Genomic DNA, 26,774 nt, shown 5'->3' with positions numbered 1-26,774 from the left:
GTCAGCGCGCGCGGCGGGAGAAGAAGGAGATCAACACCGGCAGCGTCACCAGGATCACGATCGGCGCCAGCATCATGCCGGTGACGACGACGACCGCGAGCGGCTTCTGCACCTGCGAGCCGATGCCCGCCGACAGCGCGGCCGGCAGCAGGCCGACGCCGGCGACAACGCAGGTCATCAACACGGGCCGGAGCTGCAATTCGCCGGTGCGGATCACCGCGCTGAGGCGGTCCATGCCTTCATCAATCAGCTGGTTGAACTGCGAGAGGATGATGATGCCGTCCATCACCGCGATGCCGAACAGCGCGATGAACCCGATCGCTGCCGAGACGCTGAAGGCGGTGCCGGTGATCAGCAGGCCGAGCACGCCACCGAAGATCGCCATCGGGATCACGCTCATGGCGAGCAGCGTGTCGGTCATCGAGCCGAAATTGAACCAGAGCAGGATGCCGATCAGCGCCAGCGAGATCGGCACCACGATCGACAGCCGCCGGATCGCGTCCTGGAGATTGCCGAACTCGCCGACCCATTCCATGTGCGTGCCGGGCGGCAGCTGAACCTGGTCGGCGATCTTCTGCTGCGCCTCGCGGATGGCGCTGCCGAGATCGCGCTCGCGCACCGAGAACTTGATCGGCAGATAGCGCTCCTGCTGCTCGCGATAGATGTAGGCGGCGCCGGAGACGAGACTGATCGTGGCAACTTCGCTGAGCGGGATCTGGGTGACGGAGCCGTTCGGCCCGGGCGCACCGATCCGGATGTTCTGGATCGCCTCGGCGCTGCGGCGATATTCCGGCGCCAGGCGAACGATGATCGGGAAGTGGCGGTCGGAGCCCGGCTCGTAGATATCGCCCGCGGTGTCGCCGCCGATCGCGACCTTGATGGTGGCGTTGATGTCGCCGGGGGCGAGCCCGTAGCGCGCGGCCTTGGCGCGGTCGATGTCGATCTGCACGGTCGGCTGCCCGAGCGAGGTAAAGACCGCAAGGTCGGTGACGCCCTGCACGGTCGCGAGCACCGACTTGATCTTGTTGGCGGTGTCGGTCAGCGCCTGGAGATCGCTGCCGAACAGCTTGATCGAGTTCTCGCCCTTCACGCCGGAGACGGCTTCGGAGACGTTGTCCTGGAGATATTGCGAGAAGTTGAACTCGACGCCGGGGAAGCGATCGTCGAGCTGCTTGAGCAGCTCCGCGGTCAGTTCCTCCTTGTCATGCGTGCCGGGCCACTGGCTCGCGGGCTTGAGCGGCGCAAAGAACTCGGCATTGAAGAAACCTGCGGCGTCGGTGCCGTCGTCGGGACGGCCGTGCTGCGACACCACGGATTCGACCTCGGGCCGGGCGCGGATCAGCTTGCGCATCTCGTTGACATAGGAGTTGCCCTCCTGGAGCGAGATGGTCGGCGGCAGCGTGGCACGGATCCAGAGATTGCCCTCTTCGAGCTTGGGCAGGAATTCGAGGCCGAGCAGCCGGCCGAGCGCCACCGTCATCAGCACGAGACCAACCGCGGCGCCGAGCATGATGCTGCGATTGGCAACAGCCCAATTCAGAACCGGCATATAGATCCGATGCAGGAGCTGCATCACCCTGGTCTCGGTCTCCTCGACATGCGCCGGCAGGATGATCGCGGACAGCGCAGGCGTGACGGTGAAGGTCGCCAGCAGGCCGCCGGCGAGCGCATAGGCATAGGTGCGCGCCATCGGTCCGAAAATGTTGCCTTCGACGCCGGACAGCGTGAACAGCGGCAGGAAGGCCGCGATGATGATCGCGGCGGCAAAGAAGATCGAGCGCGAGACGTCGGCCGCGGCGCTGAGGATGGCATGGCTCTTCATGCCGAACAGCGTCTCGGGCGACATCTGCTCGGATTCCGTCGGCGGCGTGGTCTGCGTCAGGCGACGGAAGATCGCCTCCACCATGATGACAGTGGCATCCACGATCAGGCCGAAATCGATGGCACCGACCGACAGCAGGTTGGCCGACTCCCCGCGCAGCACCAGAATGATCACGGCGAAGAACAGCGCGAACGGAATCGTGGCGCCGACGATCAGCGCGCTGCGCAGATCGCCGAGGAAGATCCACTGCAACAGCACGATTAGGAGGATGCCGACCACCATGTTGTGCAGCACGGTGTGGGTGGTGAGCTCGATCAGGTCGCCGCGATCATAGATGCGCTCGATGCGCACGCCGGGCGGCAGGATACTGGACTCGTTGATGGTTTGAACGAGCTGGTGGACGCGCTTGATGGTTGGCGAGCTCTGCTCGCCGCGGCGCATCAGCACGATGCCCTGCACGATATCGTCGGAATCGTCGATGCCGGCGATGCCGAGACGTGGCTTCTGGCCGACGGTGACGGTGGCGACGTCCTTGACCAGCACCGGATTGCCGTTGGTCTGGGCGATCATGGTGTTGGCGAGGTCGTCAATCGACTTGATCAGGCCGACGCCGCGCACCACCGCCGATTGCTGGCCGATATTGACGGTGTTGCCGCCGACATTGACGTTGGAATTGCTGACCGCCTGGAGCAGTTGCGGCAGCGTCAGGCCGTTGGCGACCAGCTTGTTGTTGTCGACCTGGAGCTCATAGGTCTTGCTCTTGCCGCCCCACCCGGTGACGTCGATCACGCCGGGCACGGAACGGAAGCGGCGCTGCAGGATCCAGTCCTGGATGGTCTTGAGGTCGAGCACGCTGTAGTTCGGCGGGCCGACCAGCCGATAGCGGAAGATTTCGCCGATCGGGCTCAGCGGCGAGATCTGCGGCTGCACGTTGCCTGGCAGCGGAGCGAGCTGCGCCAGGCGGTTCAGGACCTGCTGCAACGCCTCGTCATAGGTGTAGGCGAAGGAGAACTGCAGTTTGACGTCGGAGAGGCCGTAGAGCGAGATGGTGCGGATGGTCGTGAGGTTCTTCAGGCCCGCGACCTGCGTCTCGATCGGGATCGTGATGTAGCGCTCGATCTCTTCCGCCGACAGGCCCGGGCTCTGCGTGACGATGTCGACCATCGGCGGGGTCGGATCGGGATAGGCCTCGATGTTGAGCTGGTTGAACGCGATCAGGCCGCCGATGAACACGGCGACGAACATGCCGACCATCAGGAAGCGCCGGTTGACGGCAAGGGCGACGAGACGGTCCATTCAGGTTTTTCGCAGTTTCTTGGGCCGTCAGCTACCGGACGCCGCGCGGTCGATGAACAGGCTGCCTTTGACGACGATCTGTTCGCCGGGCTTCAGGTTGCTGGTCACCTCGACGAGGTTGCCGTTGATGAGGCCGATCTTGATCTGGCGCAGCTCGATCGACTTGTCCTCACGCGCGACCCAGATGCGGACCTGGTCGCCTTCGTAGATCAGCGCCTGCTTCGGCACCGCAGGCGCCGCACGGTCGCCGGCCGAATAGATCGTGACGTTGGCGAACATTTCCGGCTTGAGCAGGCCGTCCTTGTTGTCGATGGTGGCGCGAACCAGCAGGCGGCGGGTATTCGGATCGATCGCGGCGGCGATATAGTTGATCTTGGCGGTCAAGGGGCGGCCCGGCAGCGCCATCACGTTGACGCTGACGTCCTGCCCGACACTGACGGAGGCGGCGTCGCTTTCGCGCACGAAAGCGGTGAGCCAGACCGTTGAGAGATCGCCGATCACGAAGACCGGATCGCTGGCGCCGGCGCTGACATATTGCCCGGGACCGATCTTGCGCTGCACGACCGTGCCCGAAATCGGCGCATAGATCGTGATCTCTGGATTGATGGTGCTCTTGGTCTGGAACGCCTTGATCGTCTCGTCGGTGAAACCGAGGATGCGCAGCTTGTTGTTTGCGGCCTCCAGGGCCGTCACCGACGAGCGCATGTCGTTCTGCGCCTGGACCTGGGTCGCTTCCGCCTGCTGATAATCCTTGAGCGGAATGGCGCGGCCTTCGTAGAGATCCTTGGCGCGCCGGTACTGGATGTCGGCAAGCTCGAGTGCCGACTTTGCCTTGTTCTGCGACGTCATCGCCGCGATGAAATCGTTCTGGGCCTGGACGGTGTCGGCGGCCTCGATTGTGAACAGCGGTTGCCCTTGGGTCACGCTCTCGCCGGGCTTGGCGAGCAGCTTGGTCACCCGGCCCGCATAGGGCGAGAACACCGGCGTCGAACGGTCTTCATCGACCGCGACCTTGCCTTCGGTGACGTACTCGGCGCGGAAGGCCTTGGCATTGACCGGCTCGATCGTCAGCGTCGCCCATTCCGACGGCGTCGGCGTGAAATTCTGGGCGTTCCTGCGTGACTGGCTGGAGACTTCGGAGTGGTTCTTCTCCTTGCCGCCCGTGTGGAGAAAGCCATAGGCGCCGGCCCCTGCAAGCGCCAGTAAAACTACGGATGTGATCACCCGTTGTTTTGTAAGCACATGAAATCGCTTGGTATTTTCAGCTACCATGAGGCCCAGTCATGTCTGCGACGATCTCGGCAGACGACTGCCTCATCGGTCGCGCTAATAGTGCCGAATTGGGATTTCAAACAACCTAAAAAACGTTGGCCGTCCTTCGGTTTGCGTTAAAATTCTGCGACATATCAGCTTCACGCCAGCTTCGCCGGCCATTGCGGCGGATGGCTGCCGAGCGGCATGGCTGGTCGGCTCCATCGCGCCGGTGTCCGCGACAACACCGCCGAATGGCGCACCGCCGTCAACGTGCCGAAGCCAGATGACACGGTTTCCATGAACGCTGCATGTGCGGCCTCGCCCGTAAGATCCGGCGTGTTGAGACCGCCTTCGAGCCGGCCGAGATTCCACAGCCAGCGTCCGGTCTGCGCCAGCGACACGCGCACATGCCAGCTGCCGCCTTCACGGGCCTGACGCGCCCTCGCCATCATCGCGCCGAACGCCATCAGATAGCCGGTGGCATGGTCGAGCATCTGTGCCGGCAGTTCCTTGGGACCGTTGACGCCGGCGGCCTTGCCTTCCGCGTCGTTGAAGCCGGTCGTGGTCTGCACCAGCGAATCGAAGCCGCGCCGCTCGGCCCATGGGCCGGCATGGCCGTAAGCCGAAAGGGTGACGTAGACGATGCCGGGATTGATCTCTGCGGCCTGCTCCGGCGAGAAACCAAGGGTGGCGAGCGCGCGCGGGCGATAGCCTTGCGAGACAATATCGGCGTCCTTCAACAGCGTGCGCATCTGCGCCCTGCCCGCCTCGCTCTTCAGGTCGATGAAGGTGGTGAGCTTGCCACGGCCGGTGTCGATGGTGAGCCAGGGAATGGCGGGCAGCTCCGGCCCCGAGACCAGCAGCACATCGGCGCCATGCGCAGCGAGCGTGCGGCCGGCGACGGGACCGGCGATGACGCGGGAGAGATCGAGCACGCGAAGACCAGAGAGGGGGCGATCGCCTTCAGGCGGCAGCTTTTTAGACCACGGCTTTGGCGCGGCGTCGCCGATCTTCTCGATCGAGATCAGCGGCAGCTCGGCGAGTGCGCGCGCTTGCGGCAGCACCGACCATTCGTCGGAAGAGCGCATCAGAGCGACGACCCCGCCTGCGGCATAAGTCGCGGTTTCGAAATCCTCGCCCTTCCATTGCATCAGGGCAGCCTGCACCTTGTCACGCTCGGGCACGCAGCCAAGCACCTTGCAGACGGCGTCGCGGTGATGCGGAAAGTTGGTGTGGCAGCGGACGAAGCGGCTGTCGCCGGTCTTGTAGACGCCAGCGATGGCGTCCCAGGCCGGAGGCGGCGGCGTGTCGTCGAGGCGCAGATAACGCTCGGAACGGCATTCGACGACGGCGTGGCGCATGTCGACGGTCACGTCCTGCGCCTCGCCGCTGCGTTGCCGCCAGATTTCAGCGGCGGCAAGCCCCGCGGCGGCGATCGTCGTCTGCCCGGCGACGGCGACACGGAACGAGGAGGGGATCTGCGGCTCCTCGCCGGTCAGCCGCACGCGGTCGAGCGCGGCCGCATCGCCGCCGGCGGAAGTCCAGATGTCTTTGAGAATGTCGGAGGGGCTTTGCATGTCCGCTTCTCTCCCGTAATTTTTTACGACCTTCCATTAGCACACAAGGGAACGCAATGGCCGCCATCGATCCCCTCACCGCAGGCGCCGTGTTGGTCGCGACAGCGGCCACTGACGCAGTCTATGTGATGTTCACCTCCGCTGTGGTCGCACGCAAGCGCGTGCCGGCCGCGAGCTGGAGCGCGATCTGGTATCTGCTCTCCTCCTATGCGGTGATCAGCTACACCGAGAACGCCTTCTATGTCGCGTTCGCCGCGATCGGTTCCTGGGTCGGCGCTTACGCCTCGCTGACCTTCCTGCACCGCCCGCCCGGCGGCCCGCCGGTGGGGGCTTCGCCGGAGTGAGGGGGGAATTGTTTTTGAATCCTTCGCTGCCGGTCCCGTCATCCTGAGGCGCGAGGCTTGCGATGCAACGCATCGCAAGTCGAGCCGCGAAGGATGAACGGCCGCGGTGGCAACCGGGCTGTCGCCCTTCGAGGCCTCCGCTACGCTCCGGCACCTCAGGGTGACGGTCAGAGAATGGCATTTGCGACCATGCCACGTACGTGGCTACACTCTCTGCGACCAACAACAAGGAAAACCAAACAATGGATCTCGGTCTCAAAGGAAAAAACGCCATCGTGCTCGGCGGCACGCGCGGCATCGGGCGAGCGATTGCGGCGACGCTGGCCGGTGAAGGCAGCAATGTCGCGGTCTGCGCGCGCAATGCGGAGCAGGTCGCGGCCACCGTGACTGAACTGAAGGCGAGCGGCATCCGCGCCACCGGCGGCACGGTCGACGTCACCGACGGCGCGGCGCTGAAGGCGTGGGTCGAGGGCGCGGCAAAGGAGCTCGGCGGCATCGACCTGCTGTTCGCCAATGCCGGCGCCATGGCGCAAGGTCACGATCCGGCATCGTGGGAGCAGAATTTCCGGCTCGACGTGCTCGGCGCCGTGCATGCGTTCGACGCCGCGCGGCCGTTCCTCGAGACAAGCGGCGAGACGAGCGGCGATGCCGCCTTCGTCATCATCTCTTCGATCTCGGCGGCGCAGGCCGATGTCGCCAGCTCCTACGGCCCGATCAAGGCGGCGCTGATCCACATGGCCAAGGGACTGGCGCGGCAATACGCAAAGAAGAAGATCCGCGTCAACGTGGTCTCGCCCGGTACCGTCTATTTCAAGGGCGGCGTCTGGAACATGATCGAGCAGAACATGCCCAAGCGCTACGAGGATGCGATGAGCCGCAATCCGACGGGGCGCATGGCCACCCCGCAGGAGATTGCGAACGCCGCGGTGTTTCTGGCGAGCCCGGCGTCGTCGTTCACGACCGGCGCCAATCTCGTCGTGGATGGCGCGATTTCGAACCGGGTGAATTTTTGATCAGTTCCGTCATCCTGAGGTGCAAAGCTTGCGATGCAACGCATCGCAAGAAGAGCCTCGAAGGATGCACGGCCCGGATGCAGCCGGGCCGTCGCCCTTCGAGGGCCGCTGAAGAAGCGGCCACCTCCAGCGACAACGGCTTCGCCGTTGCGCGGGGGTGACGGTGAGAGATTGCGCGCGTTGAACTAGCCTCAATGAAAATCCCGCGACGGCGGCAGGATGCGGACGTTGCGGGGGTGGCGGATTTTTTGCGCCGGCATGTCCGCGTGGTCGCGGCGGTCGTCATTGAGCGGCTCGATCACAGTGGCGCCTGCCGGCATCCGAGGCTTGCGGCTCAGGGCGTCATTGGCGAGGCCGACCAGATCGTGCGAGCGGTCGATCATGCGCTGGGCAATCAGATGCGTCACCTTCTCGGGGCTGCTCTGGATATAGCCCTGGACCTCGATGAGGCGCGCGCCCATCACCTCTTTGCGGTACTGCTCCATGATCTTGGGCCACACCACGACATTGGCGATGCCGGTTTCGTCCTCCAGCGTCATGAACACGACGCCGCTGGCGCTGCCAGGCCGCTGCCGCACCAGCACCACGCCGGCGCAGCGGACGCGGCGTCGCTCGTTCTCATGATTGATCTCCTTGCAGGCGACGATCCGCTCGCGCGAAAACGTCTCGCGCAAGAACTCCATCGGATGGCCTTTCAGTGACAGCCGGATGGTCTGGTAGTCGGCGACGACCTGTTCGGAACGCGGCATCACCGGCAACGGCTTGGCCTGCTCGTCCGGCTGCTCGCGTGCAGTCGCCGCTTCGAACAGCGGCAGCGCCACATCGTCGGGCAGCCGTCGCACCTGCCACAACGCCTCGCGGCGGTCGAGCCCGAGCGAGCGGAACGCGTCCGCATCCGCCAGCAGGATGAGCGCGCGCTTGGGCAGAGCGGTGTCGCGGGCGAAGTCTTCGAGCGAGGTGAAAGAGCGGCGATTGCGGGCGGCGATGATGCGGTCGGCCCAGTCTTCCGGGCTGACATATTCTTCACCTCGCCGCTTTGCCTGCTGCTTTTTGAGGAGCTCTTCGTTCGGATCTAGCCAGTGAAAGCCGTCGATCTGACGGAAACCGAGACGCACCGCGCAATACCTGTCGTAAGTATTCTCCAGCGTGTTCTGCGCGAAACTGTAGGACACGTCGATCTCACGCACCTCGACACCGTTCTTGCGGGCATCGCCGACGATCTGCGCCGGGGCGTAAAAACCCATCGGCTGCGAATTCAGCAGGCCGCAGCAGAAGGCGTCGGGATGATGATATTTCAGCCATGAGGAGATGTAGACGAGCTGGGCAAAGCTCGCAGCATGACTCTCCGGAAAACCGTAAGAGCCAAAGCCCTTGATCTGGTCAAAGCAGCTTCTGGCGAAGTTGGGATCGTAGCCGCGCGCGACCATGTTGCCGATCAGCTTCTCCTCGTATTGGCCGATGGTGCCGACGTTGCGGAAAGTCGCCATCGAGCGGCGCAGGCCGTTGGCTTCCTCGGAGGTGAATTTGGCTGCCTCGATCGCGATGCGCATCGCCTGTTCCTGGAACAGAGGTACGCCCAACGTTTTGTGCAGCACCTTGTAAAGCTCATCCTTGTCGCCATGGTCCGGCGACGGAGAGGGGTAACTCACCTTTTCCAGACCGTTTCGCCGGCGCAGATACGGATGCACCATGTCGCCTTGGATCGGACCCGGGCGCACGATCGCGACTTCGATGACGAGATCGTAGAACGTCCGCGGCTTCAGGCGCGGCAGCATGTTCATCTGCGCACGGCTCTCGACCTGGAATACGCCGAGCGACTCTCCCCGCTGCAGCATTTGATAAACTTCGTCGTCATCCTCTCCCTTGATATCCGCAAGCTCGTAACGCTCACCCTTATGATCGGCTATCAGATCAAAACACTTGCGGATGCAAGTCAGCATGCCCAACGCGAGCACGTCGACCTTCATCATGTTGAGGGCGTCGACGTCGTCCTTGTCCCATTCGATGAAGGTGCGGTCGTCCATCGCGGCATTGCCGATCGGCACATAGGTGTCGAGCCGGTCCTGCGTCAGCACATAGCCGCCGACATGCTGGGAGAGATGGCGCGGAAAATCGATCAACTCGGTCGCAAGCTCGACCGCAAGGTTGATCATGGGATTGCTGGGATCGAGACCCGCCTGCCTGACCTGCATATCGTTGAGGCCCTTGCCCCAGCTGCCCCAGACCGTGTCGGCGAGCGCGGCGGTGACGTCCTCGGTCAGGCCCAGCGCCTTGCCGACGTCGCGGATGGCGCTGCGCGGACGATAATGGATGATGGTGGCGATGATCGCGGCGCGGTGGCGGCCGTAGCGGCGATAGACATATTGCATCACCTCCTCGCGCCGCGAATGCTCGAAATCGACGTCGATGTCGGGCGGCTCCAGCCGCTCCTTGGAGATGAAGCGCTCGAACAGCAGATCGACCTTGGTCGGATCGACCGAGGTGATGCCGAGCACGTAGCACACGGCCGAATTCGCCGCCGATCCCCGCCCCTGGCACAGAATGTTCTGGCTGCGCGCGTAGTGGACGATGTCGTGCACGGTGAGGAAGTAATGCGCGTATTTCAGCTCGGCGATCAGCGCGAGCTCCTTCTTCAGGGTGGCGCGCAGCTTGTCGTCGATGTTGCCGCCGAAATATGTGTCGACGCCCGCCCAGGTCAGATCCTCAAGATGTCCCTGCGCGGTCTTGCCCGGCGGCACCGGCTCGTCCGGATACTGATATTTGAGCTGGTCGAGCGTGAAGTCGATTCTGTCGGCAAAACGCATGGTCTCCGCGACAGCCTCGGGGAAATCGCGAAACAACCGCGCCATTTCGCGGGGCGTCTTCAGAAAGCGCTCGGCATTGGCTTCCAGCTTGCGTCCGACCGCCTCGATCGTGGTCTTTTCCCGGATGCAGGTCAGCACGTCCTGAAGCGGACGGCGGCCGGGATCGTGATAGAGCACCTCGTTAGTCGCAAGCAGCGGCACTCCTGCTTTGGTGGCGAGATCGTCGAGCCGCGCCAGGCGACGGCGGTCATCGCCGCGATAGACCAGGCTCGCGGCCAGCCACACGCCTTCGGTGCGGCTGGCTTTGAGTTTTGAAAGGACATCCATCGCTTGCGCATCATCAAACCGATGCGGCAGCGTCAGGACCAGGAGCTGGCCTTCAGAAAACTCTAGCAGATCATCGAAGATGAGATGGCACTCGCCCTTTTCGATCCGCGTGATGTCGTCGCCGCGTTTGCCCCGGGTCAAAAGCTGACACAGCCGGCCATAGGCGGCGCGATCGCGCGGGTAGACAAAAATGTCGGGCGTGCCGTCGACGAAGACGATGCGCGCACCGATCAGCAGCTTTGGCTTACGTAACACCTTATCATTGTCGAGCTCCTTCCAGGCCCGCACCACGCCGGCCAGCGTGTTGTGATCGGCAATGCCGATCACGGGGATGCCAAGCTTGCTGGCCTGATGCACATAGGCGCGCGGATCCGAGCCGCCGCGCAGGAACGAGAAATTGGTGGTGATGCCGATCTCGGCATAAGCTGATGTCGTCATGCGAAGAGACCGTGCACGTACCAGCCGGGAGAAGCGGGCTTGCCGTCGGCGTCGAACACCTCCCCCTCGTAAAGACCATCGCGAAAAATCCAGAAGCGCAGGCCCTCGGCATCCTCGATGCGGAAATAATCCCGCGTCAGCTGCTTGCCGTCCTGCCGCCACCATTCCATGGCGATGCGCTCAGGTCCTTCCACCCGCACCACCGCATGTTTTGCCCGCCGCCAGGTGAATTGATGCGGCGGGCCGTCGGGCACGGTCGCGAACGGCACTGTGACCGGCTCCGGCTTGTCGAACAGCCGCAGGGGCCGCAGCGGCGGTTCGCGCTCGGCGCGCGCCGGCCATTCGGCCTGCATGGCGACGGCTAGATGATGCTGCGCGGACGCGGCCAGCACCGCACTTTCAGGGATATGGGTGTCCTGCGGCAGGTGCACGACGACGCGTTTTCCCCCGATACGCGCGGCGATGCGGTCGATCAGCGCGGCGAGCTCGTCATTGTCATGGACATGAGCGTCGAGATCGCGCTGCTCCTGCACCACGATCTCGGTGCGGCTCGCCGACAACCGCACCATGTCGAAGCCGAAGCCGGGATCGAGAGGATCGGCAAGCGCATCGAGACGCTCGCGGAACAGCCGGTCGATGACAGCACTTCGCGTCACGGGACGCCCGGTCTCGACCATGATCGCGCGCACCACGCCGTCGGTGCGGAAGAACGCGGCCTCAAGCCGCCGCGCGCCCTTGCCCTGCTTCTCCATGGAGGCGATCAGCGTGTCCGCCAGCCGCGACAGCGTCATCGCGATCATGGTGTCGGTCGCGATCGGCTCGGCAAAGCGTTTTTCCACGATGTAGTCGGGCAACGGTTTTCGCGGGCTGATCGGCGCATCGCCCCGCCCTAGCGCATGCGCGAGCAGCATGGAGAACCGCGCGCCGAACCGCGCCGTGATTTCGCTCGGGTTGCGCGAGGCGACATCGCCGATCGTCTTCAGGCCGGCGCGGCGCAGGCCGGTGGTGATCGTCTCGTCCGCACCAAGCGCGGACACCGGAAACCGGTCGATCGCCGCCGCCTCCCCGCCATCGGCAACAATAACGCCAGGCGTCTGCCGCGTCAGCGTGCGCGCGCAGACCGAGGTGCCGGCAACGGCCGCACTGACAGCAAAGCCCTGGCGCGCCAGCGCCCGAACCAGCGTCTGCAACAATGCAGCCTCGCCGCCGAACAGATGCGCACAGCCGCTGATGTCGAGGAACAGCCCGTGCGGCGGATCGAGCGCCACTAGCGGCGTGAAGCGGTCGCACCAATCGGCGATGTCGCTCAGCGTCTTCGCGTCGGCCACGACATCGGCGTCGAACACTTTCAAGTCCGGACACATCGCTCGCGCATTCGCCAGCGGCTGGCCGATGTACAGACCGAGCCGCTCGGCGGCTTCGTCCAGCGCATGGATCACCAGCGCGTTGTTGTCCTTGATGACGACAATGCTGGGATCATTGGCTTTACCCAACGCGCCGAAAAATCGCTGGATCCGGTCGATGGGCAGGCGCGGCAGCCACAGGCTGAGGATACGCCGACGGTTCAGAGAACTGGCACTCATCACACTTCCATTCCATGATCCACCGGCCACACGGGCCATGACGGTTACGCAACAGCTCGACATCGAAGCGCGGCGCGCCCCAGGCATTCCATGCTGAACCCGGCGGCGAATGCGCGGCGCGCAGCATCCATCGCGTCTCCGCAGTCGAGGGCAATGGCTGCGCCGCCATCCGCAACAAGAGGCCGGTGACGCCGGACGACTGTGCGGCCAGCGTCAGCTTGCGGCTCGCCACGAGATCGAACTGCCTGGTCTCGCCCCAGAGCTCGAGCACGACGGCGCCGAGCGCATCGCAGGCGAGCGCATCGGCCGAGGTGCGCAATGCGCTCTCCACGTCAGCCGCGCGCACCATCACCACGCGGCGCGGATCGAGGCCGAGCTCGGCGAGCCCGCTCATCGACAGCGCGCCGGTTTCAAGTTCCGAAAAATCCTGCCGCACCCACAGCAGCGGCCGACGCGCCGTGACGCGGCCCGCAAGCCCGGTGACAAAGCCCGTCGCGGCCGCGCCCTGACGCCCCTCGCAAAACACCTCGTGGATCGCCGCGCGTGCGAGCCCGCCTTTCAAGGCGTGGTCGACCTCGCCGTGACCGAGCGCGACGCGGTCGTGATGGTGCACGACCTCCGCCGTCTCGATCCGTTCGATCTGGCTGCGCAAGGTCGCAAGCGCGCTCATGCGTGCGCCGCTCATGCTCGCCGCTCCTTCAGAGTGATTGCCGAGGGTCTCAAAAATAAGAACCAGCGGCTGGCTCATTTGTTCATGATATGTTCTAATATAAAGCTAACGGCGGCCGGGGAGTCAATCAAATTGGTGCTCCTCCGGATTCGTCAGCTGAATCAAAGGGATTCCGGGATGGACGTGCAACGCAAGCTGGAGATCCTGGCGGATGCCGCCAAGTACGACGCCTCCTGTGCCTCCAGCGGCACCGAGAAGCGGGATTCCAGTGACGGCAAGGGCATGGGCTCGACCGCGCCCGGCATGGGCATCTGCCATTCCTACGCGCCGGACGGACGCTGCATCTCGCTGCTCAAGGTGCTGCTCACCAACGCCTGCAATTACGACTGCCTCTATTGCGTCAACCGCGCCTCCTCGAACGTGCCGCGCGCCCGCTTCACCATCGACGAGGTGGTCAAGCTGACGCTGGACTTCTACCGGCGCAATTACATCGAGGGCCTGTTTCTCTCCTCCGGCATCATCCGCAACCCCGACTACACGATGGAGCAAGTGGTCAGCGTCGCGCGAAAACTGCGCGAGGAGCATCACTTCCGCGGCTACATCCATCTCAAGACCATTCCTGAGGCCGACGACGCGCTCATCGCGGACGCCGGCAAATATGCCGACCGTCTCTCGATCAACATCGAGATGCCTGAGGAGACGAGCCTGCAGCAATTCGCGCCGGAAAAAGACGTGCGCGCGATCCGCCGCACCATGGGCCGGCTGCGGTTGAAGCTGGATGAAGCGGAAGAAAACCGCAGCACAAAGACGAAGGCGAAACCGCAACGCTTTGCGCCGGCAGGACAAAGCACGCAGATGATCGTCGGCGCAGATAGTGCAAACGACCACACCATTCTCCACACCAGCGCCAATCTCTACGGCTCCTACCGGCTGCGGCGCGTCTATTACTCCGCTTTCAGCCCGATCCCCGATGCCAGCCGCGCGTTGCCTCTGGTCCAGCCGCCTTTGCTGCGCGAGCACCGCCTCTACCAGGCCGACTGGCTGATGCGGTTCTACGGTTTTGACGTCGGCGAGATCGTCGATGACAGCGCGATGCTGCCGCTCGATATCGATCCAAAACTCGCCTGGGCACTGCGCCACCGCGACCGCTTCCCGCTCGACGTCAACCGCGCCAGCCGCGAGGAGCTGCTGCGCGTGCCGGGCTTCGGCACCAAAGCGGTCGAGCGCATCATCGCCACGCGGCGCACCACCACGATCCGTCTCTCCGATCTGGCGCGGCTGCATGTGCCCCGCAACAAGGCGCTGCCGTTCATCGTGCTCAGCGATCACCGGCCGACGCCGCAGCATCTCGATGCTGCCGGGCTGATCGAACGGTTCAAGCCGAAGGCAACGCAACTGGGGTTTGGATTCTGATGCAATACATCATCCTCGACACCGAAACCGATTTCGACGGCTGGCGCAAAGCCGCCCGCACGCTCGTGCTTCATCATGTGAAGCCCACCGATGTCACCTGGGCCGTGCAGGGCGGCGAAGCCGAGTTGTTCGCGCCGCCCGCGCCGTCTCCGATCCTCGAGGTGAACGACGGCACCTTCAGCGTGTCGGCAAAATTCCTCGACCTCGCCCAGGCCGCCATCCTGCATCGCGATGTCAAGCGTTTTGCGATCCTCTATCGCCTGCTCTGGCGATTGAGGGACAATCACGATCTCATCGAGGTCGCGACCGATCCTGACGTCGCGCTGGTCACAGCGATGGCGAGAGCGGTCCATCGCGACGAGCACAAGATGCACGCCTTCGTGCGCTTCCGCGAGATCGGTCGCGAACGCGCAGCGCATTACGTCGCCTGGTTCGAGCCGGAACATTACGTCGTGGAGCTCGCCGCGCCGTTCTTCGCCAAACGCTTTGCCGACATGCCCTGGTCGATCCTGACGCCGGACCTGTGTGCGCATTGGGATGGCCACGCGCTGTCGTTCACGCCGGGCGTCAGCAAGAACGAGGCGCCCGGCGAAGACCGGCTCGAGGAAACCTGGCGGCGCTACTACGCCAGCATCTTCAATCCGGCGCGGCTCAAGGTGAAGGCGATGCAGACGGAGATGCCGAAGAAATACTGGAGGAACCTGCCCGAGGCCTCGATCATTAAGCCCTTGATCGAAGACGCCGAACGCATGACCGGCGCCATGATCGCCAATGCCGCAACCGATCCGCACAAGCCTCAGAAGCGGCCGGAGGCTCCGATGACACGTAAACCCGCAACCAACGATCTCGACGCGCTTCGCGAGGAGGCTGCGCATTGCCGCACCTGTCCGCTCTACGAGGACGCGACGCAGACCGTGTTCGGTGAAGGCCCGAAGGACGCCACCGTCATGCTGGTCGGCGAGCAGCCCGGCGACAAGGAAGACCTCGCGGGCCATCCCTTCGTCGGGCCGGCCGGACAGATGCTCGACCGTGCGCTGGAAGAAGCCGGCGTCGATCGCAACAAGGTCTACGTCACCAACGCGGTAAAGCACTTCAAATTTGTGCCGCGCGGCAAGATCCGCCTGCACCAGAAACCGGCAACGCCGGAGATCAAAGCCTGCCGGCAATGGTATGAGCGGGAAGTTTCGGCAATCCAGCCCGAGCTCATCGTGGCGATGGGCGCCACCGCCGCGCAATGCGTGTTCGGCAAGATCACGCCTGTCGGCAAGACCCGCGGACGGCTCATAGACCTTCCGGATGGACGCAAGGTTCTGGTGACGGTGCATCCGTCCTATCTGCTGCGGCTACCCGATCCGGAGACGAAGCAGCTGGAATATCAGCGCTTTGTCGAAGACCTGACGATCGCCGCTGCGTTGCAGAAGAAGTCCGCCCACGCCGCCTGAGACGGCTGTCACACACAGCAACAAACCTTGGATAAGTTCCATCATTTCAACTGCCTGCCCGGCATTTCAACTGCCTGTCACATGCCGCGCGCAAACTCCGGGGCCTTGGGACCAGGAGAATTTCCAATGAGTGACGTTGCTTTGCCAGGCTCGATCGAGCCGGCCTTGAGTAAGGGGCCAGACCTCAATCGCGGATTTCATCCGCTCACCGGCGTGATCTATATGGGGGTGATCGCCGCCGCACTTCTCTTCGTCGCTTACAGCATCTGGGTCGACATCGATGCGGCCGGTGCACAGGTCAAGACCTTCGCTCCCTTCCTCCTGCTCTTCGTCGCGCTTCTGATCGCACTCGGCTTCGAGTTCGTGAACGGCTTCCACGACACCGCCAACGCCGTTGCGACCGTGATCTACACCCGCTCGCTGCCCGCCCACGTCGCCGTGGTGTGGTCCGGCATGTTCAACCTGTTTGGCGTGCTGCTGTCCTCGGGCGCGGTCGCGTTCGGCATCGTCTCGCTGCTGCCGGTCGAGCTGATCCTCCAGGTCGGCTCCAGCGCCGGCTTTGCGATGGTGTTCGCGCTGTTGATCTCCGCCATCATCTGGAACGTCGGCACCTGGTATTTCGGTCTGCCGGCCTCGAGCTCGCACACGCTGATCGGCTCGATCATGGGCGTTGGCATCATGAACGCGATCCTGCACGGCCGCAGCGGCACCTCGGGCGTCGACTGGTCCCAGGCCACCAACATCGGCAAGGCGCTGCTGCTGTCGCCGCTGTTCGGCTTCGCGCTCGCCGCCGGCCTGCTGCTGATCCTGCGCACCGCGCTGCTGCGCGCCACGCCCGCCCTGTTCGGCGAGCCCAAGGGCGACCAGCCGCCGCCGCTGTGGATCCGCGGCATCCTGGTCCTCACCTGTACGCTGGTGAGCTTCTTCCATGGCTCCAATGACGGCCAGAAGGGCATGGGCCTGATCATGCTGATCCTGATCGGCACCGTGCCGACCGCCTACGCGCTCAACCGCGCGCTGCCCGAGACCCAGATCGCTGCGTTCAGCCAGAACTCGGAGGCCGCCAGCAAGATCATCGAAGGCAAGGCCGCCGGCTACAACGTGATCGGCAATCCGCGGCCCGCCGTGACCAACTTTGTCGCGCAGCACGAGGTCAACGAAGGCACGTTCCCGTCGCTCGCCGTGCTGGTGCGCGACATCGCCAAGCAGGTGACCACCTACGGCTCGCTCGCCAAGGTGCCGGCCGATCTCGTCGGCAACACCCGCAACGACATGTACCTCGTCTCGGAAGCGCTCCGCTTCCTGATGAAGGACAAGGAAGCCGAGCTCAGCGCCGGCGACGTCGCCGTGCTTAACGCCTACAAGGGCTCGCTCGACAGCGCCACGAAGTTCATCCCGGGCTGGGTGAAGATCGCGGTCGCCATCGCGCTTGGCCTCGGCACCATGGTCGGCTGGAAGCGCATCGTCGTCACGGTCGGCGAGAAGATCGGCAAGACGCATTTGACCTACGCGCAGGGCGCCTGCGCCGAGATCACCGCGGCTGCCACCATCGCCGCCGCCGACGTCTACGGCCTGCCGGTCTCGACCACCCACGTGCTGTCGTCCGGCATCGCCGGCACCATGGCCGCCAACGGCTCCGGCCTGCAATGGTCCACGATCCGCAACATCGCCATGGCCTGGGTGCTGACCCTGCCGGCCGCGATGATCATCTCGGGCACGTTGTACTATCTGTTCTCTCACGTGTTCTGAGAGACCGCCGCTTACTAACACCAAAGGGCCCGTGCGATGCACGGGCCCTTTTTCATGTCCGCTTCGGCATCGTGGCTCAGGACGCCGCGAGCTGTTCCTCGACCAGCTTGACCCAGTAGGAGGTGCCGAACACGATCGCCTCGTCGTTGAAATTGTAGGCGGGGTGATGCAGGCCTGCGCTGTCGCCGTTGCCGCAGAAGATGAATGCGCCGGGACGCGCTTCCAGCATGTAGGCAAAATCCTCGCCGCCCATCAGCGGCGACATCTCCAGCACATTGGCATCGCCCGCGACCTGCTTGGCGATGCGCGACGCCACCTCAGTCTCCGCGGCGTGGTTGTTCACCACGGGATAGTTGCGCTTATAGTGCAGATCGATCTTCGCGCCGGTGATCTGGGCGACGCCCGCCACGACTTCACGCACGCGCTTCTCGACCAGCTTGCGCACTTCCGGCGTCAGCGTGCGGATGGTGCCCCGCAGTGTAGCGGTTTGCGGGATGACGTTGCGGGCGTTGCCGGCGTGGAATTCGCAGATCGAGATCACGGCCGATTCCAGCGGATCGACGCTGCGCGAGACGATCGACTGCAACGCCGTGATCAGCTGTGCGCCGACCAGAACGGAATCGACGCATTTGTGCGGACGCGCGGCGTGACCGCCGAGGCCCTCGATCATAAGGTCGACCTCGTCGGTCGCCGCCATGATCGGGCCGGGCCGGATCGCGAACGAGCCGATCGGAATGCCGGGGCCGTTGTGCATGCCGTAGACCTGCTCGATGCCGAAGCGCTCCATCATGCCGTCCTTGACCATGGCCGCGCCACCGGCGCCGCCTTCCTCGGCCGGCTGGAAGATCACGACGGCATCGCCGGCGAAGTTGCGGGTCTCGGCGAGGTAGCGCGCGGCGCCGAGCAGCATCGCGGTGTGGCCGTCATGGCCGCAGGCGTGCATCTTGCCCGGAGTTTTGGAGGCGTAAGGCAGGTTGGTCTGCTCATCGACAGGCAGCGCGTCCATGTCGGCCCGCATGCCGATCACCTTGAGCCCCTCGCCGGCCGGCTTGTTGCCCTTGATCACACCCACCACGCCGGTCTGGCCGATGCCGGTCACGACCTCATCGCAACCGAACTCGCGCAGGCGATCCGCGACAAATGCTGCGGTGCGGTGGACATCATACAGCAGCTCGGGGTGCTGGTGGATGTCCCGCCGCCAGGCCTGGATATCGGGTTGAAGGTCGGCGACGCGGTTCACGATGGGCATGGAAGGTCTCGAGCTTTGTTGAAAATGCAGGCCTGTCTAACATGCAAGCACCAGTCCACCCAACTGCCAGGGATCGGGTCTAGCCCTGCCCATGCGGCATGGCCGGACTTGTCCCGGTCGTCTCCGTCTGCCTATTAGGATGGAACGTTTAGAGACCATCCGGGTGGAAGCAGAATGCCAAAGCGGCTCGAAGGTGAGTTTGACTACATTGTCGTGGGCGCCGGCACGGCCGGCTGCATCGTTGCCAACCGGCTATCGAGCGAGCCCAAAAACCGCGTCCTCATTCTCGAGGCCGGCGGGGACGACAACTGGATCTGGTTCCATATTCCGGTCGGCTATCTCTTCGCCATCGGCAATCCGCGCTCGGACTGGATGTTCAAGACCGAGCCCGAGCCGGGCCTGAACGGCCGCGCGCTCGCCTATCCCCGCGGCAAGGTGATCGGCGGCTCTTCGGCGATCAACGCCATGATCTCGATGCGCGGCCAGGCCGCCGATTACGATCACTGGCGCCAGCTCGGCATGACCGGCTGGGGCTATGATGACGTGCTGCCGCTGTTCAGGCGGCTGGAGGATCATTTTCTGGGCGCGAGCGAGCATCACGGCACCGGCGGCGGCTGGCGTATCGAGGCACCGCGGCTGTCCTGGGACGTTCTCGATGCCGTTGGTGATGCCGCCGAGGAAATGGGCATCAAGCGCATCCCGGATTTCAACACCGGCGACAACGAAGGCACGAGCTATTTTCACGTCAACCAGAAGCGCGGCCGGCGCTGGTCGTCGGCGCGCGGCTTCCTCAAGCCGGCGCTGAACCGGCCGAACCTGCGGCTCGAGAAGAATGTGCTGGTCGATCGTCTGATCATCGAGCAGGGCCGCGCCGTCGGTGTGCGCTTCATCCAGAACGGCGAGATCATCGAGGCGCGTGCCAAGCGCGAGGTGATCCTCTCGGCAGGCTCGATCGGCTCGGTGCAGGTGCTGCATCGCTCCGGTATCGGACCCGCCGACTGGCTGTCGCCGCTCGGCATCGACATCGTGATGGACAAGCCCGGCGTGGGACGCAATCTGCAGGACCATCTGCAGCAGCGCGCGATCTACAAGGTCGAGGGCGTGCGGACGCTGAACGAGACCTACTACAATCTGTTCCGCCGCGGCCTGATGGGCCTCGACTACGCCTTCCGCCGCCGCGGTCCGCTGACCATGGCGCCGTCGCAGCTCGGCATCTTCACGCGTTCCGACGCAACACGCGCGCGCGCCAACATCCAGTTCCACGTGCAGCCATTGTCGCTCGACAAATTCGGCGATCCCCTGCATCGCTTCCCTGCGATCACGGTGAGCGCCTGCAATCTGCAGCCGACCTCGCGCGGCACCGTGCGGCTGCGCACGGCGACGCCGGACGAAAAGCCGATAATCGCGCCGAACTATCTGTCGACCGATGACGATCGCCAGGTCGGCGCCGACGCCATCCGCACCACGCGCCGCCTGATGCAGCAGAAGGCGTTGGCAAAATATCGTCCGAGCGAATATCTGCCCGGCCCAACCGTCGGCGACGACGATGCTTCGCTCGCAAAGGCCGCCGGCGATATCGGCACCACCATCTTCCATCCCGTCGGCACGGCGAAGATGGGCGCGGTGAGCGATCCCATGGCCGTGGTCGACGAGCGCCTGCGGTTCTATGGCCTCAGCGGCCTACGCGTCGTCGACGCTTCGATCATGCCGACAATCACCTCGGGCAATACCAACACGCCGACGGCGATGATCGCCGAGAAGGGCGCTGCGATGATTTTGGAGGATGCGAAGTAGCATCTCGTCACGATGATCAGTCAGCGCTTTTCCATTGGCCCCGCCGGCGCGGAGATCGCCATGTTGCAATGGGGCGAGAGCGGCAAACCGCCCGCCCTGCTCGTGCACGGCACGGGCTTCGTCGCCGACGTCTGGGACGAGGTCGCGCGCGATCTCGCATCGACCTACACCGTCTACGGGCTCGATCGCCGCGGCCACGGTGCAAGCCACAAGCCCCGCACCTATCACTTTGCGGATTATGCCGACGACATCTGCCGGGTGATCGACGCGCTGGGCTTGCGCGACGTCTACGGCATCGGTCACAGCGCGGGCGCAACCGATCTGTTACTGGCGGCGAAGCTGAGGCCAGGATGTTTCGCACGCCTGTTCGTGATGGAGCCGACCGCGATGAACCCGCACGCGGCGCGCGGTCCATCCGTGGGACTGAGCGAGCAATCGCTGTCCCGTGTGCAGGGCGCGCTGCGCCGGCAGGCGGAGTTCGACAGTCATGATGCCGTCTTCGAGCGCTACCGTGCCGCGCCCGCTTTTGCGGATTGGACCGAGGCTTCGCTCTGGGCCTATGTGCGGCACGGTTTTACGCTGCTCGACAACGGCCGGGTGCGGCTTTGCTGCACGCCTGAGATCGAGTCGGCGATGCTGCGCCCGATCTACGAGGCGATGGAGCAGGTTTACGTCGGCGACGCGCGCGGCAATCCATTCGCCTGGTTTGGCGAGATCGCGTGCCCCGTGACGGTGACCACCGCCGAAACCTCGGGGCTGGTCTACAAGGAGATGGCCTCACGCGCCATGGCGCTCATCCCGCACGCCCGGGCCCTCGCCTTCGGAGGCGCAGGCCACTGCGTGGCGCAGGAAGCGCCCGCCCTCGTGCTGCAGGCGGTCCGGGAATTTTCGGCGTAGATCCCCGTTCATCTCCCTGTGTCGGACGCAGCGCAACAAATTGCGCGCCGCCGGACCACCGGCTCAAACGGCGTGTGTGACCCCACCTCACGAAAACGTCATCAGCCCCCGCGAATAAACCTGCCCCTCCCCCGGTCACCTCCCCGAAGCCCAATTCCGGGCCAAGGGAGACGTGCGATGAGCGGACACGATCACGGGGAAGACGGCGTCAGCCGCCGCAAGGTGCTGGAATGCATGACATGGGCCGGCACCGGGGTGCTCTGGACCATCACGGGCGGCGTGCCGCGCTCGCTCGGCATCATCGATTCAGCTGAGGCCGCGACCGCCGCAACGCCCGGCATGACCTTCCTCCAGATCAGCGACAGCCATGTCGGCTTCGACAAGCCGGCCAACCCCAATGCGCTGGGCACGCTCGAGGAAGCCGTCAACAAGATCAACGCGATGCCGGTCAAGCCGTCGTTCATGATCCACACCGGCGACATCACCCATCTGTCGAAAGCCTCCGAGTTCGACAACGCCGATCGCATCATCTCGCAGTCCAAGCTGGACGTGCATTACGTCCCCGGCGAGCATGACTTCCTCGACGAAGAGGTGAAGTTCTATCGCGACCGCTACGGCCGCGGCACCAAGGGTGCGGGCTGGTACTCCTTCGACGCCGGCGGCGTGCACTTTGTCGGCCTCGTCAACGTCGTCGACCTCAAGGGCGGCGGCCTCGGCAATCTCGGCGCCGAGCAGCTCGCCTGGCTCGAGGACGACCTCCGCGGCAAGTCCAAGTCGACCCCGATCGTGCTGTTTGCCCACATCCCGCTCTGGACCGTCTATCCCGAATGGGGCTGGGGCACCGAGGACGGCGGCCGCGCGCTCGAATACGTCAAGGGTTTCGGCTCGGTCACCGTGCTGAACGGCCACATCCACCAGGTGATGCAGAAGGTCGAGGGCAACGTCACCTTCCACACCGCGCGCTCGACCGCCTTCCCGCAGCCGGCGCCGGGCACCGCCCCCTCGCCCGGACCGATGAAGGTCGAGGACGCCAAGCTCCGCTCGATGCTCGGGGTCGCCAGCATCAACTTCAAGCAGAACGAGCAGCGGCTCGCGATCATCGACACGCCGCTGCAGGGTTGATTCAGGGCTGAACGGAAGCTGACCATGAAGACACTCAATCGCCGCGACTTCGGGGTCGCTGTGGCCGCGGCCATCCTGCTGCCCGTCACAACCGCCCGTGCCGACGACACCAACATGGAGGTGCATATCGACAATTTCGTCTTCCAGCCGCCGGAGCTCAAGATCAAGGTCGGCACGACCGTGACCTGGACCAACCGGGACGACATCCCCCACACCGTGGTGTCGGCCGGCAAGTTCCGGTCCAAGGCCCTGGATACCGACGACAAGTTCACGTTCACCTTCACCAATGCGGGCGACTACAAGTATTTTTGTTCGTTGCACCCGCACATGACCGGGATGATCAAGGTTGAGTAACGTCTCCAACCAAGGCATCTCTGTCTTGCCCGGCCGGTGGTCCCACGCCGGCCGGGCTCGCGTGCCATCGGTCAGGCCCAACAGCGACACGAAGCACGCAACGACGTACGAAACGCAGCAAGAGGCAAAGCGAAAGGCGATGCCCGTCAGCGACGATTTCCAGAAGGCGCAGCGCTTCCGCGAGGCAGCGCTCCCCTATCTCGACGACGTCTACACGCTCGCACGCTACCTGCTGCGCGACGCCTCCGACGCGGAGGACGCGGTGCAGGAATGCTATTTGCGCGCGCTGAAGCACTTTGACAGCTATCGCGGTCCGGCCATGAAGCCGTGGCTGTTCGCGATCCTGCGCAATGTCTGTAACGCCGAATATGCCAGACGCGCGCACTCGCACGCCGCGATCGAGGACATGCCCGACGCCGCCGACCAGACGCCGATGTGGCAAGAGAGCGAGGCGAGCCCGGAGACCGAGGTGCTGCGCAGCCGCGACGCCGGCGCCATTCGCAGGATGATCGACGCGCTCGCCGAGCCGTTCAAGGAAACCTTCGTGCTGAGGGAGATCAACAACCTGTCCTACCGTGAAATTGCAGAGACCGTCGGCGCCCCCGTCGGCACCGTGATGTCCCGCCTCGCCCGCGCCCGCGCCATGCTGCGCGCGGCCTGGACGGCGGAAGAGGAGCACTCGAAATGACCTGCGACGAAGCACAAATCCTGCTTCACGCGCTGCTCGACAACGAGCTCGATGCCGGCCACGCGCGCGAGGTCGAAGCCCATATCGCCACCTGCACGGCCTGCACGGCCGAGTTCGCGGCACAGCGCGAGATGAAGCGCGTGCTCGCCGACACCAAGCTGCGCTACACCGCGCCGGCGAGCCTGCGCGCGCGTATCGAGGCATCGATGCCGCAAGCGCGGCCGCAGCCGAGCCGGCGTTCCGTCCTGCGCGGTTTCGCGATGGGTTCGGCAGTCTCGGCCCTCGCCGCCTCCGGCGTCGTCGCCGTCGTGCTGCGCCAGGACGACCAGCAGCGCATCCTCTCGGAAGTCGTCTCCGCGCATCTGCGCTCGCTCCAAGCCGGCCACCTCATCGACGTGGTCTCGACCGACCAGCACACCGTCAAACCCTGGTTCAACGGCAAGCTCGATGTCGCCCCACCCGTGATCGACCTCACCGCGCAAGGTTTTACGCTGGTCGGCGGCCGGCTCGACTATGTCGATGCGCGCGCCATCGGCGCCGTCGTCTACAAGCGCCGGCAGCACATCATCAATTTGTTCGTGTCGCAGACCGCGAGCACCGAGCATCGGCCGCCGAAGACGCAGACCATGCAGGGCTTCAACTGCCGCCGCTGGGGCGAGCGCGGCCTGAACTTCTGGGCCGTCAGCGATATCGGCGGCGACGAGCTCACCGAATTCGTCGACAAGTTCGAGGCGGCGATGAAGGCGAATGTGGAGGGGTAGCCTCAGAGAATGTATCACGAACTGATACAAGCCCTTGCATATGTATCAGATAATGATACACTCCTTGAGTGATCAGGACGTTTCGGGACAAAACAACTGAAGCGGTCTTTAACGGCGAAAGTCCCAAAGGCTTTCCGGCCGACCTCGTGAAGGTTGCGCGCCGGAAATTGCGCTATCTTCACGCTGCCGGTGAACTCAGCGACTTAAGGGCGCCGCCAGGCAACCGCCTCGAGGCCCTCACGGCTGATCGCAAGGGACAGCATTCGATCAGGGTCAACGATCAGTTCCGGATATGCTTCGTCTGGACGACGGATGGTCCAACTGAGGTCGAGATCGTGGACTATCACTAGGAGAGCACGACGATGGCGAAAAAACTCAAGCCCATGCATCCTGGTGAGGTTCTGCGGGAGGAGTTTCTGATCCCGCTGAACATGTCCGCTGGCGCGCTGGCCAAGACTTGTGGCTTACCGCGCACGCGTATCGAGCGGATTGCGAGTGAGCAGACCGGGATCACGGCCGACACCGCACTTAGGCTTGCCAAGGCGCTCGGCACGACGGCCGAGCTATGGCTCAATCTTCAAAATGATTACGACATCCAGATCGCCAAACGGGATCTGGGCAAGGCACTCGATCGCATCGAGACCGTGAACAAGCCTGAAGCCGCCTGAGCGATTGGCCTACGCCGACCGCCGCACCGCGTTGTCGACCAGCGTCTTGCCGAGCGACCAGATCGCACCGGGGACCTTGTGGCTGCCGGCGATGACGTCGTCGAAGGCGCGCTCGATCCAGTTGCAGTCTTCTTCGGTGATGGTGAGCGGCGGCAGCAGCTTGATGGTGTGGCTGCCGTGGCCGGCGACCTGCGTCAGGATCTTGTGATCCTTGAACAGCGGCACGGTGATGAGCTGGCAGAACAGGCCCTTGTTGGCGGCCTCCAGCACGTTCCAGGAGGCCCGCAGCCGCAGCGATTTCGGCGGACCGAACTCGATGCCGATCATCAGGCCCTTGCCGCGCACTTCCTTCAGCAGCTCGTAGCCGGGCACCATGCGCGTCAGTGCGAGGCGGAGCTCCGCGCCGCGCTTGGCGGCGGACTCGATCAGTTTCTCGGACTCCATGACATCGAGCGTGGCAATGCCTGCGGCCATCGCGAGATCGTTCTTGGAGAAGGTCGAACCGTGCACCACGGCGCGGTCCATCTGGTTGAATATCTTGTCGAAGATGTTCTTGCGCGTCAGCACCGCACCGACCGGCACGTGGCCGCCCGACAGCGACTTCGACAGCAGCACCATGTCCGGCTCGACGTTCCAGTGCTCGACCGCGAGGAAGCGGCCGGTACGGCCCATGCCGGTCTGGATCTCGTCGGCGACGAACAACGTGCCGTATTTCTTGCAGAGCGCAGCGGCACCCGGCAGGAACTCGTCGGTGGGCATGTTGACGCCCTTGCCCTGGATCGGCTCGACCACGAAGGCCGCGACCTCGCGCGAGGCCAGCGCCTTTTCGAGCGCGGCAAGATCGTTGAACGGGATCGAGGTGCAGCCCGGCAGCAGCGGCTCGAAGCCGGTGCGGAAGTTCGCATCACCGGTCAGCGAGAGCGCACCATAGGTCAGGCCGTGATAGCCGTGGGCGCAATAGACGATGCCGGGGCGGCCGGTGGCGCCGCGGGCGAATTTGATCGCCGCCTCGACGCATTCGGCGCCGGAATTGGCGAAGAACACCTTGTCGAGATAAGGAACGTACTTCAACAGCCGCTCGGCGAGCACGCCGGCCAGCACCGAGACGTCGAATTGAACGAGATTGGGCAGATCGGCGTCGAGCACGCTTTTCAGCGCGTCGCGCATCACCGGATGATTGCGGCCAATCGCGAACACGCCAAAACCGGACAAGAGGTCGAGATAGCGGGCCCCCTCGCGGTCGTAGAGGTACTGCCCCTGCCCCTTCTGGAAGCCGACGTCGTAGCCGATGGTCTTGAGAACCCGGACGAATTGCTCGTTCAGATACCGATTATGCAGGGTGCTGCGCTGGGCCTGACGGTCCGCGAACAACTGGGACATGTCTGGATTTGGACTGTTCATCCGCTACATACTTCGGTTGAGGGCCGCTTCGTCAACTGAAAACGGTCAGCAAACGGAAAAGGGTCTGTGCGGCCTTTTGCCCTTTTTCGGACCATCTTCGCAAGCACA

At 64.3% G+C, this 26,774-nt stretch carries 21 protein-coding genes; 13 read left to right on the top strand and 8 right to left on the bottom strand.

Translation table 11 applies throughout. From position 1 onward, the window contains the following. Position 1: 1 nt before the first annotated feature. From ACLFLU_RS14470 to ACLFLU_RS14460, 3 genes are all read right to left on the bottom strand, one after another. Complete coding sequence (locus ACLFLU_RS14470; RefSeq protein WP_426412846.1) at positions 2–3,118, bottom strand: efflux RND transporter permease subunit; 3,117 nt, start codon at positions 3,116–3,118, stop codon at positions 2–4. A 27-nt stretch (positions 3,119–3,145) separates the two neighbouring features. Continuing rightward, on the bottom strand, positions 3,146–4,390 hold the full coding sequence (locus ACLFLU_RS14465; RefSeq protein WP_426412845.1) for an efflux RND transporter periplasmic adaptor subunit: 1,245 nt from the start codon (positions 4,388–4,390) through the stop codon (positions 3,146–3,148). Positions 4,391–4,530: 140 nt separating this feature from the next. Next, a complete protein-coding gene (locus ACLFLU_RS14460) occupies positions 4,531–5,949 on the bottom strand; it encodes a CoA transferase (protein WP_426412844.1) in 1,419 nt (472 codons plus the stop codon). A 56-nt stretch (positions 5,950–6,005) separates the two neighbouring features. On the opposite strand from ACLFLU_RS14460, the gene ACLFLU_RS14455 reads away from it, so the two are divergent. Beyond that, positions 6,006–6,293, top strand: coding sequence for a hypothetical protein (locus ACLFLU_RS14455; protein WP_426412843.1), 288 nt, complete (start codon positions 6,006–6,008; stop codon positions 6,291–6,293). A gap of 242 nt (positions 6,294–6,535) precedes the next feature. Further along, positions 6,536–7,306 carry an SDR family NAD(P)-dependent oxidoreductase gene (locus tag ACLFLU_RS14450; RefSeq protein ID WP_426412842.1) on the top strand — a complete coding sequence of 257 codons (771 nt, stop codon included), beginning with the start codon at positions 6,536–6,538 and terminating at the stop codon, positions 7,304–7,306. Between the two features lie 191 nt (positions 7,307–7,497). On the opposite strand, the gene ACLFLU_RS14445 is transcribed toward ACLFLU_RS14450, so the two are convergent. The 3 genes from ACLFLU_RS14445 to ACLFLU_RS14435 are packed head-to-tail and all read right to left on the bottom strand — an operon-like array spanning position 7,498 to position 13,143. Beyond that, positions 7,498–10,875, bottom strand: a complete 3,378-nt coding sequence (locus tag ACLFLU_RS14445; RefSeq protein WP_426412841.1) for an error-prone DNA polymerase — start codon at positions 10,873–10,875, stop codon at positions 7,498–7,500. After that, the gene (locus ACLFLU_RS14440; RefSeq protein WP_426412840.1) at positions 10,872–12,458 is read right to left on the bottom strand and encodes a Y-family DNA polymerase; all 1,587 of its coding nucleotides are present in this window, start codon (positions 12,456–12,458) and stop codon (positions 10,872–10,874) included. The genes ACLFLU_RS14445 and ACLFLU_RS14440 overlap by 4 nt, the downstream gene beginning before the upstream one ends. Further along, complete coding sequence (locus ACLFLU_RS14435; protein WP_426412839.1) at positions 12,361–13,143, bottom strand: ImuA family protein; 783 nt, start codon at positions 13,141–13,143, stop codon at positions 12,361–12,363. The genes ACLFLU_RS14440 and ACLFLU_RS14435 overlap by 98 nt, the downstream gene beginning before the upstream one ends. 162 nt (positions 13,144–13,305) lie before the next feature. Here ACLFLU_RS14435 and ACLFLU_RS14430 point away from each other — a divergent pair, with 162 nt between their 5' ends. The 3 genes from ACLFLU_RS14430 (at position 13,306) to ACLFLU_RS14420 (ending at position 17,732) form a co-directional block, all read left to right on the top strand. Next, positions 13,306–14,541, top strand: a complete 1,236-nt coding sequence (locus ACLFLU_RS14430) for a putative DNA modification/repair radical SAM protein (RefSeq protein WP_426412838.1) — start codon at positions 13,306–13,308, stop codon at positions 14,539–14,541. Next, positions 14,541–15,983: a UdgX family uracil-DNA binding protein gene (locus ACLFLU_RS14425; protein WP_426412837.1), complete on the top strand. Its 1,443-nt coding sequence runs from the start codon at positions 14,541–14,543 to the stop codon at positions 15,981–15,983. The genes ACLFLU_RS14430 and ACLFLU_RS14425 overlap by 1 nt, the downstream gene beginning before the upstream one ends. Before the next feature lie 126 nt (positions 15,984–16,109). Then, the gene (locus ACLFLU_RS14420) at positions 16,110–17,732 is read left to right on the top strand and encodes an inorganic phosphate transporter (RefSeq protein WP_426412836.1); all 1,623 of its coding nucleotides are present in this window, start codon (positions 16,110–16,112) and stop codon (positions 17,730–17,732) included. Positions 17,733–17,808: 76 nt separating this feature from the next. On the opposite strand, the gene ACLFLU_RS14415 is transcribed toward ACLFLU_RS14420, so the two are convergent. Next, positions 17,809–18,981: a M20 aminoacylase family protein gene (locus ACLFLU_RS14415; RefSeq protein ID WP_426412835.1), complete on the bottom strand. Its 1,173-nt coding sequence runs from the start codon at positions 18,979–18,981 to the stop codon at positions 17,809–17,811. A gap of 174 nt (positions 18,982–19,155) precedes the next feature. Here ACLFLU_RS14415 and ACLFLU_RS14410 point away from each other — a divergent pair, with 174 nt between their 5' ends. From ACLFLU_RS14410 to ACLFLU_RS14375, 8 genes are all read left to right on the top strand, one after another. Then, the gene (locus ACLFLU_RS14410) at positions 19,156–20,775 is read left to right on the top strand and encodes a GMC family oxidoreductase (protein ID WP_426412834.1); all 1,620 of its coding nucleotides are present in this window, start codon (positions 19,156–19,158) and stop codon (positions 20,773–20,775) included. Between the two features lie 60 nt (positions 20,776–20,835). Then, positions 20,836–21,672, top strand: a complete 837-nt coding sequence (locus ACLFLU_RS14405) for an alpha/beta fold hydrolase (RefSeq protein WP_426412833.1) — start codon at positions 20,836–20,838, stop codon at positions 21,670–21,672. A 177-nt stretch (positions 21,673–21,849) separates the two neighbouring features. Further along, positions 21,850–22,794 (top strand): metallophosphoesterase family protein, encoded by a 945-nt coding sequence (locus ACLFLU_RS14400; protein ID WP_426412832.1) that lies wholly within the window; start codon positions 21,850–21,852, stop codon positions 22,792–22,794. 24 nt (positions 22,795–22,818) lie between these two features. Next, the gene (locus tag ACLFLU_RS14395; protein WP_426412831.1) at positions 22,819–23,148 is read left to right on the top strand and encodes a cupredoxin domain-containing protein; all 330 of its coding nucleotides are present in this window, start codon (positions 22,819–22,821) and stop codon (positions 23,146–23,148) included. Positions 23,149–23,287: 139 nt separating this feature from the next. Further along, positions 23,288–23,836, top strand: a complete 549-nt coding sequence (locus ACLFLU_RS14390; protein WP_426412830.1) for a sigma-70 family RNA polymerase sigma factor — start codon at positions 23,288–23,290, stop codon at positions 23,834–23,836. Next, positions 23,833–24,597, top strand: coding sequence for an anti-sigma factor family protein (locus tag ACLFLU_RS14385; protein ID WP_426412829.1), 765 nt, complete (start codon positions 23,833–23,835; stop codon positions 24,595–24,597). The genes ACLFLU_RS14390 and ACLFLU_RS14385 overlap by 4 nt, the downstream gene beginning before the upstream one ends. A 68-nt stretch (positions 24,598–24,665) precedes the next feature. Continuing rightward, entirely contained in the window at positions 24,666–24,947 is a 282-nt protein-coding gene (locus tag ACLFLU_RS14380; protein ID WP_426412828.1) for a type II toxin-antitoxin system RelE/ParE family toxin, read from the top strand. 12 nt (positions 24,948–24,959) lie between these two features. After that, positions 24,960–25,265, top strand: a complete 306-nt coding sequence (locus ACLFLU_RS14375; RefSeq protein WP_426412827.1) for a HigA family addiction module antitoxin — start codon at positions 24,960–24,962, stop codon at positions 25,263–25,265. A 9-nt stretch (positions 25,266–25,274) separates the two neighbouring features. Here ACLFLU_RS14375 and hpnO read toward each other — a convergent pair whose 3' ends face one another. Next, positions 25,275–26,666 carry an aminobacteriohopanetriol synthase HpnO gene (hpnO, locus tag ACLFLU_RS14370; protein ID WP_426412826.1) on the bottom strand — a complete coding sequence of 464 codons (1,392 nt, stop codon included), beginning with the start codon at positions 26,664–26,666 and terminating at the stop codon, positions 25,275–25,277. Positions 26,667–26,774: the final 108 nt, after the last annotated feature.

Source organism: Bradyrhizobium ganzhouense, assembly GCF_049949285.1.
Classification (GTDB): domain Bacteria; phylum Pseudomonadota; class Alphaproteobacteria; order Rhizobiales; family Xanthobacteraceae; genus Bradyrhizobium; species Bradyrhizobium ganzhouense.
This window is presented reverse-complemented; position numbering and strand designations above follow the sequence as displayed.

Bases quoted from the DNA above. Each gene is read 5' to 3' on its own strand.
- ACLFLU_RS14445 (WP_426412841.1), bottom strand. From the start codon at position 10,875: ATGACGACATCAGCTTATGCCGAGATCGGCATCACCACCAATTTCTCG.
- ACLFLU_RS14450 (WP_426412842.1), top strand. From the start codon at position 6,536: ATGGATCTCGGTCTCAAAGGAAAAAACGCCATCGTGCTCGGCGGCACG.
- ACLFLU_RS14435 (WP_426412839.1), bottom strand. From the start codon at position 13,143: ATGAGCGGCGCACGCATGAGCGCGCTTGCGACCTTGCGCAGCCAGATC.
- ACLFLU_RS14415 (WP_426412835.1), bottom strand. From the start codon at position 18,981: ATGCCCATCGTGAACCGCGTCGCCGACCTTCAACCCGATATCCAGGCC.
- ACLFLU_RS14465 (WP_426412845.1), bottom strand. From the start codon at position 4,390: ATGGTAGCTGAAAATACCAAGCGATTTCATGTGCTTACAAAACAACGG.
- ACLFLU_RS14430 (WP_426412838.1), top strand. From the start codon at position 13,306: ATGGACGTGCAACGCAAGCTGGAGATCCTGGCGGATGCCGCCAAGTAC.
- ACLFLU_RS14400 (WP_426412832.1), top strand. From the start codon at position 21,850: ATGAGCGGACACGATCACGGGGAAGACGGCGTCAGCCGCCGCAAGGTG.
- ACLFLU_RS14440 (WP_426412840.1), bottom strand. From the start codon at position 12,458: ATGAGTGCCAGTTCTCTGAACCGTCGGCGTATCCTCAGCCTGTGGCTG.
- ACLFLU_RS14425 (WP_426412837.1), top strand. From the start codon at position 14,541: ATGCAATACATCATCCTCGACACCGAAACCGATTTCGACGGCTGGCGC.
- ACLFLU_RS14390 (WP_426412830.1), top strand. From the start codon at position 23,288: ATGCCCGTCAGCGACGATTTCCAGAAGGCGCAGCGCTTCCGCGAGGCA.
- hpnO (WP_426412826.1), bottom strand. From the start codon at position 26,666: ATGAACAGTCCAAATCCAGACATGTCCCAGTTGTTCGCGGACCGTCAG.
- ACLFLU_RS14420 (WP_426412836.1), top strand. From the start codon at position 16,110: ATGAGTGACGTTGCTTTGCCAGGCTCGATCGAGCCGGCCTTGAGTAAG.
- ACLFLU_RS14375 (WP_426412827.1), top strand. From the start codon at position 24,960: ATGGCGAAAAAACTCAAGCCCATGCATCCTGGTGAGGTTCTGCGGGAG.
- ACLFLU_RS14385 (WP_426412829.1), top strand. From the start codon at position 23,833: ATGACCTGCGACGAAGCACAAATCCTGCTTCACGCGCTGCTCGACAAC.
- ACLFLU_RS14470 (WP_426412846.1), bottom strand. From the start codon at position 3,118: ATGGACCGTCTCGTCGCCCTTGCCGTCAACCGGCGCTTCCTGATGGTC.
- ACLFLU_RS14455 (WP_426412843.1), top strand. From the start codon at position 6,006: ATGGCCGCCATCGATCCCCTCACCGCAGGCGCCGTGTTGGTCGCGACA.
- ACLFLU_RS14460 (WP_426412844.1), bottom strand. From the start codon at position 5,949: ATGCAAAGCCCCTCCGACATTCTCAAAGACATCTGGACTTCCGCCGGC.
- ACLFLU_RS14395 (WP_426412831.1), top strand. From the start codon at position 22,819: ATGAAGACACTCAATCGCCGCGACTTCGGGGTCGCTGTGGCCGCGGCC.
- ACLFLU_RS14405 (WP_426412833.1), top strand. From the start codon at position 20,836: ATGTTGCAATGGGGCGAGAGCGGCAAACCGCCCGCCCTGCTCGTGCAC.
- ACLFLU_RS14410 (WP_426412834.1), top strand. From the start codon at position 19,156: ATGCCAAAGCGGCTCGAAGGTGAGTTTGACTACATTGTCGTGGGCGCC.